This window comes from Streptomyces alkaliphilus, assembly GCF_014141535.1.
Lineage (GTDB): Bacteria > Actinomycetota > Actinomycetes > Streptomycetales > Streptomycetaceae > Streptomyces > Streptomyces alkaliphilus.
Map to the genome: position 1 here is coordinate 1 of NZ_VKHT01000309.1, position 5,235 is coordinate 5,235.

Here is a 5,235-nt window from a genome sequence, read left to right on the forward strand (position 1 = left end):
GGAACGGGGCACCCGGACCGGGGGCGGGCACGACGACGCCGGGCAGCCACGGGGGGAGCCGCCCGGCGTCGGTCCTTCGCTCCGACGGGGGATGCGGAGCGCTTCTGAAGTATGACACGGCTCACTGTGCCCCCCGCAGGCGAACGGCCGGATCCGACGAAGGTTTTCCGCGCTCCCGGACCGCCTTGCAGCGCGTCCGGTCCGGTGGGTTCGGGGTGTTCCCCGCCGGTGGACCGGACCGGCCCTCGGGCCGTCTCCGGTCAGTCGTCGTGTCCGGGAGCGCTGCGGGCGAAGCCCCGGTCACCGCCGGGGGACACCGTGCCGTCGGCGGTCGCGGCCCACGGGGCCCGATCGGTTCCCGTCGCCCTCCCGTTCCCGCGAGCGGCGGTTTCGGTGTCGGCGTCGGGGCCGGTGTCGGGGCCGGTGTCGGTCGGGGACGCCCCGTCCGCCGAGCCGGGTGCCCGGTGCTCCCGGGTGCCGCGGCCCCCGGGACCGTCCCGGTCCTCCCGGCCGTCACCGGTCGTTCCCGTCTCGCGCGGGCCGGCCCCACGGGGGGCCTCCCTCTCGGATCGGTGGTCAGCCGGTTCGACGACCACCCCTTCCAGGGCCCGGCCCCCGGCCGGCAGGTCCCGGGAGCCGTCCCCGACGAGAGTGGTGCGGGGAAGGACCGGCGCGTTCTCCCGGCCGGCGTTGGCGACCACCACCGCGACGTAGGGGATCAGCACGCCCGCCGCGAGGGTCACCGTCGCCAGGGGCACGCTCACGTTCCACAACAGCACGGTGAGGACCACGGAGACGCTCCGGATCACCATCGAGATCACGTAACGGCGCTGTCGTGCGTCCACGTCCTCGGCCAGTCCGCGCCGGGCCGCGGTGATGCGGAACACGGTGTCATCGGCGCGGTCGCGCCGCAGGTGCAGCATGTTCACCACCCACAAGATCGCCCCGACGTGGTCCCGCCGGGGCCTTCGGTACCGTGCCCCGCCCGTCCACGGTACTCCGGGCCGGCCGGATCCACGTGCCCGGCCGGTGTCCGTGCCCCGCACGCGGGTCGTCCACCGGCCGGTGTCGGTCGGGGACGACCCGGTCGTGACAGCGGTCTTCCGGCGTCGGCTCACCAGCCGCGCAGCACCGCCAGTTTTCGGCCGGCTTTCAGCCACACCTCGTCCGGTCGGTCCCCGGCGACGGCCTCACCGACGACCTCGCCCAGCGGACGCGGGGCATCCGCCTCCGGAATCGACACCGTCCGCTGTCCGGAGGCGGTGCCGAGGACCAGCCGCAGACCGTTCTGTCGGGCCAGGCGGCGCCCGGCGGAGGCGCTGGGGGTGAAGCCGAGCACACCGCTGAGGACGTTCGCGACGCCCTCCTTGCCGTGCTCCGCCAGCTCCACCTCCGGCAGCTCGCCCGCCTCGGCGAAGTCCCCGCGCGAGAAGCGGGCGGCGAAGGCGGCCCGGGCGGCCATCGCGGCGTCCGCGCCGTGCAGGACGGAGACCATCTCACCGGCCAGGATCCGCTTGAGATCCATGGGGTGCGCGGTGCCCCCGGAGATCCGCGAGAGCACCAGTGCGATCTCGGCGTCGTCCCACTCGGTCCACGCCCGCAGGTAGGGCTCCATCAGCCGGTCGGGCACCGACATGATGCGGCCGAAGATCTCGTCGGCGTCGGCACGCAGACCCACGTAGTTGCCCTTGGACTTCGACATCTTGGCGCCGGAGCCGTCGGTGCCCTCGATCAGCGGCATGGTGGCGATCAGCTGCGGGCGCTGCCCGTGGATCTCCATCACCCGCCGGCCCATCTGCATGTTGAGCAGTTGGTCCACACCGCCCAGTTCGATGTCGGCGACGATCTCCGCGGAGTCCAACGCCATGGCGACGGGGTAGATCAGCTCGGACATGGTCAGCCCGTGGCCGGCCTCCAGCCGGGTGCGGAAGTCCTCGCGCTGCAACAGGGAGGAGGCGGGCACCCGGGCCAGTACGCCGATGAGCTCCGGCAGGGTGTACCCACCGAGCCATTCGCTGTTGTGCCGGATCCGCACCTTCCCGAAGTCGAGGAAGGGCCGGACCTGGTCCCGGTAGCCGGAGAGGTTGGCGGCGATGTCCTCGTCGGTCAACGGGGGGCGCTCGGCGGAGCGCCCCGAGGGGTCGCCGATCTTCGCCGTCACGTCACCGATGATGAGGGTCACCTCGTGTCCCATCCGCTGGAAGCGGCTGAGCACGATCATCGGCACGGTGTGCCCCAGGTGCACATCGGCGGCGGTGGGGTCGATGCCCAACTTGACCCGCAGTCCCCGCCCGGCCTCCCGGGCGGCCGTGATCTCCGCGGCGAGTCGGTCGACGGAGGGCAGGACCTCGACCGCCCGGGAGGCGATCAGCGCGGCCTGTTCCTCCGCCGACAGGTCCCCCAGATCGAGATACCGTCGGGAGCCGGTCTCCTCCAGCAGCTGTCGCACGACGGTGTCGGAGGAGAGATCTTGGCCCAGCAGCGCGAGGCCGCGCTGCACGGAGTCGCCGAGGCGTGTCACGTTCGGTCCCGGTGGTCGAGGTGGACGGGTTGGACAACGGGCGATTCTACGGGCCCCCGCGTTCCCCCGGGGCGGGCACGCAGACCCTGGTCGAGGTGGTCGAGGTGGTCGAGGTGGCCGACGGGGACGGAATCCCCCGACAGGTCGCTTTCCCGAACTCCCGACCGACCCCGGCCCTCGGTCGGGGCATGGGGAAACGGCTCGGGGTCCCCGATGTCGCGTTTTCTGTGGGAACCCCACAGCGGCCCGGGGGAGCCACTGTCCGGGGCCGAACCCTGTGCCGGGCCGACCGACGGATAGCGTGGGAGCGGTATCCGCCCCGGTGCCGGCAGGACGCCGTGCCCGCCTCCGCCGTTCAAAAGGCGGGTTGTGAAAGGCAAGCAAGAGGTAAGGAAGTGGTCCCTTGAGTCGCTCGGTACTGGTCACCGGGGGAAACCGCGGTATCGGACTGGCCATCGCACGCGCCTTCGCGGAGACGGGGGACTCGGTGGCGGTCACCCACCGCTCCGGTGAGGCCCCCGAGGGGCTTTTCGGCGTACGGTGCGACATCACCGATCCCGAGCAGGTGGAGCAGGCGTACAAGCAGGTCGAGGAGGAGCAGGGTCCGGTCGAGGTCCTCGTGGCCAACGCCGGTATCACCCGCGACCAGCTTCTGCTGAGGATGTCGGAGGAGGACTTCTCGGCCGTTCTGGAAACCAACCTCACCGGCACCTTCCGTGTGGTCAAGCGCGCCTCGCGGGGCATGCTGCGTGCCCGGCGGGGCCGGATCGTGCTGATCTCCTCGGTGGTCGGCCTCCTCGGCTCCGCCGGACAGGCCAACTACGCCGCGTCCAAGGCCGGCCTGGTGGGCTTCGCCCGTTCCCTCGCCCGTGAACTGGGGTCGCGCAACATCACCTGCAACGTGGTCGCGCCCGGCTTCGTGGACACCGACATGACCCGGGCACTCAGCGAGGAGCAGCGCGCCGGCATCGTGGCGCAGGTGCCGCTGGGCCGGTACGCCGAGCCCGCCGAGATCGCCGCCGCGGTTCGTTTCCTGGCCTCCCCGGAGGCCGCGTACATCACCGGAGCCGTCATCCCAGTTGACGGCGGATTGGGCATGGGGCACTGACACCATGAGTGGACTTCTCGCCGGCAAGCGCATCCTGGTCACCGGGGTCCTCACCGACTCCTCGATCGCCTTTCACGTCGCCCGGCTCGCCCAGGAGGAGGGCGCCGAGGTCGTGTTGACCGGCTTCGGCCGGCTCAGCCTGGTCCAGCGCATCGCGCGCCGGTTGCCCAAGGAGGCCCCGGTCATCGAGTTGGACGTGCAGAACCGTGAGCACCTGGACGGACTCGCCGCCGCGGTGGGGGAGCACGTGGACTCCCTGGACGGCGTGGTGCACTCCATCGGCTTCGCCCCGCAGGACGCCCTGGGCGGCAACTTCCTGAACACCCCCTGGGAGTCGGTCGCCACCGCCGTGGAGGTCTCCGCGTACTCGCTGAAGTCGCTGACCACCGCCCTGTTGCCGCTGATGGAGCGCGGTGGTGACGGCGCCTCGGTCGTCGGTCTGGACTTCGACGCCCGGGTGGCCTGGCCCACGTACGACTGGATGGGCGTCGCCAAGGCCGCACTGGAGTCCACCTCCCGTTACCTGGCCCGTGACCTCGGTGGTCGCGGCATCCGGGTCAACCTGGTCTCGGCCGGGCCGATCAAGTCGATGGCGGCCAGGTCCATCCCCGGTTTCGAGGAACTGGCGGAGGTGTGGCGGACCCGCGCGCCCATCGGCTGGGACCTCGCCGATCCCGAGCCGGCCGCGCGCGGTGTCTGCGCCCTGCTGTCGGACTGGTTCCCCCGCACCACGGGCGAGGTCGTCCACGTGGACGGCGGCGTGCACATGATGGGCGCCTGACCGGCGCTCCCGAGGGGCGGGTCGCGGATCCTCCGCGGCTCGCCCCGGCGGCTTCCGCGGATCCCCTCGACGGACTACCGGGCGTCACCCGCGCTCTCGCCGTCCGGTACCGGGCGGCACCCCAACGCGTAGGAGCCCGCCTCCGCGGCGGCCGTGACCGGATCCGAGGCGCGGATCGCCTCCACCAGGCGGCCGTGGTCCAGATACTCCTCCGGGCGCAGTCGATCGCCCACCCCGTGGCGCAGGAAGTCCCGTACGACGAAACCGAGGTCGGCGTAGAGAGCCGCCAGGACATCGTTGTGCGAGGCGGTCACCACCGCCGCGTGGAAGGTGCTGTCGGCCTCCACGAAGCGATCCACCTCCCCGCTCTCCCACGCCTCCTCCCGTTGGGCCAGGAGGGCGTCCAGGTGCGCCAGATCGGCCTCGGTACGGCGGGCGGCGGCCAAACCGGCCGCGGAGGACTCCAGCGTGGAGCGGACCTCGGCGACGTCCCGGGGATCCGCCTCGGTGAAGCGGCGCCGCATCACCCCGGCCAGCTCACTGGTGGCGGCCACATATGTACCGGATCCCTGTCGGATGTCCAGCAGGCCGTTGTGGGCCAGTGCCCGGACCGCCTCCCGCACGGTGTTTCGCGCCACGCCCAACTGCTCCACCAACTCGGGCTCGGTGGGAATGCGGGAACCGACCGGCCACTCCCCGACGGTGATCTGGCGGCGGAGTTCGGCGATGATCTGATCGGCGAGGGCCGATCGACGGGGTGAGGTCAGGGGCATGGCTCTCCCGTTTCCGGTGGGGGCGGGGCCGCCGCGGCGGCCCGGATGGGGG

General features: G+C 72.2%; 5 protein-coding genes. 2 read left to right on the plus strand and 3 right to left on the minus strand.

Annotated elements, in window-relative coordinates; all coding sequences use genetic code 11:
* Window positions 1-260: 260 nt before the first annotated feature.
* Together FNQ90_RS28445 and tyrS are read right to left on the minus strand one after the other, a co-directional pair.
* A complete protein-coding gene (locus tag FNQ90_RS28445; RefSeq protein ID WP_182606340.1) occupies window positions 261-923 on the minus strand; it encodes a DUF3099 domain-containing protein in 663 nt (220 codons plus the stop codon).
* Between the two features lie 191 nt (window positions 924-1,114).
* Complete coding sequence (tyrS, locus tag FNQ90_RS11840) at window positions 1,115-2,521, minus strand: tyrosine--tRNA ligase (RefSeq protein WP_143621019.1); 1,407 nt, start codon at window positions 2,519-2,521, stop codon at window positions 1,115-1,117.
* Window positions 2,522-2,924: 403 nt separating this feature from the next.
* Between tyrS and fabG the strand changes: the two genes are divergently transcribed.
* Window positions 2,925-3,629, plus strand: a complete 705-nt coding sequence (fabG, locus tag FNQ90_RS11845) for a 3-oxoacyl-[acyl-carrier-protein] reductase (RefSeq protein ID WP_182606337.1) — start codon at window positions 2,925-2,927, stop codon at window positions 3,627-3,629.
* A 4-nt stretch (window positions 3,630-3,633) separates the two neighbouring features.
* Window positions 3,634-4,410, plus strand: a complete 777-nt coding sequence (gene fabI / locus FNQ90_RS11850; protein ID WP_182606338.1) for an enoyl-ACP reductase FabI — start codon at window positions 3,634-3,636, stop codon at window positions 4,408-4,410.
* Window positions 4,411-4,484: 74 nt separating this feature from the next.
* Here the strand turns inward: fabI and FNQ90_RS11855 are convergent, their stop codons facing one another.
* Window positions 4,485-5,183 carry a FadR/GntR family transcriptional regulator gene (locus tag FNQ90_RS11855; RefSeq protein ID WP_182606339.1) on the minus strand — a complete coding sequence of 233 codons (699 nt, stop codon included), beginning with the start codon at window positions 5,181-5,183 and terminating at the stop codon, window positions 4,485-4,487.
* Window positions 5,184-5,235 lie beyond the last annotated feature (52 nt).

What these genes read in the sequence shown, in the direction of transcription:
- fabI (WP_182606338.1), top strand. Translation starts at nt 3,634, where the DNA reads ATGAGTGGACTTCTCGCCGGCAAGCGCATCCTGGTCACCGGGGTCCTC.
- FNQ90_RS28445 (WP_182606340.1), bottom strand. Translation starts at nt 923, where the DNA reads ATGCTGCACCTGCGGCGCGACCGCGCCGATGACACCGTGTTCCGCATC.
- FNQ90_RS11855 (WP_182606339.1), bottom strand. Translation starts at nt 5,183, where the DNA reads ATGCCCCTGACCTCACCCCGTCGATCGGCCCTCGCCGATCAGATCATC.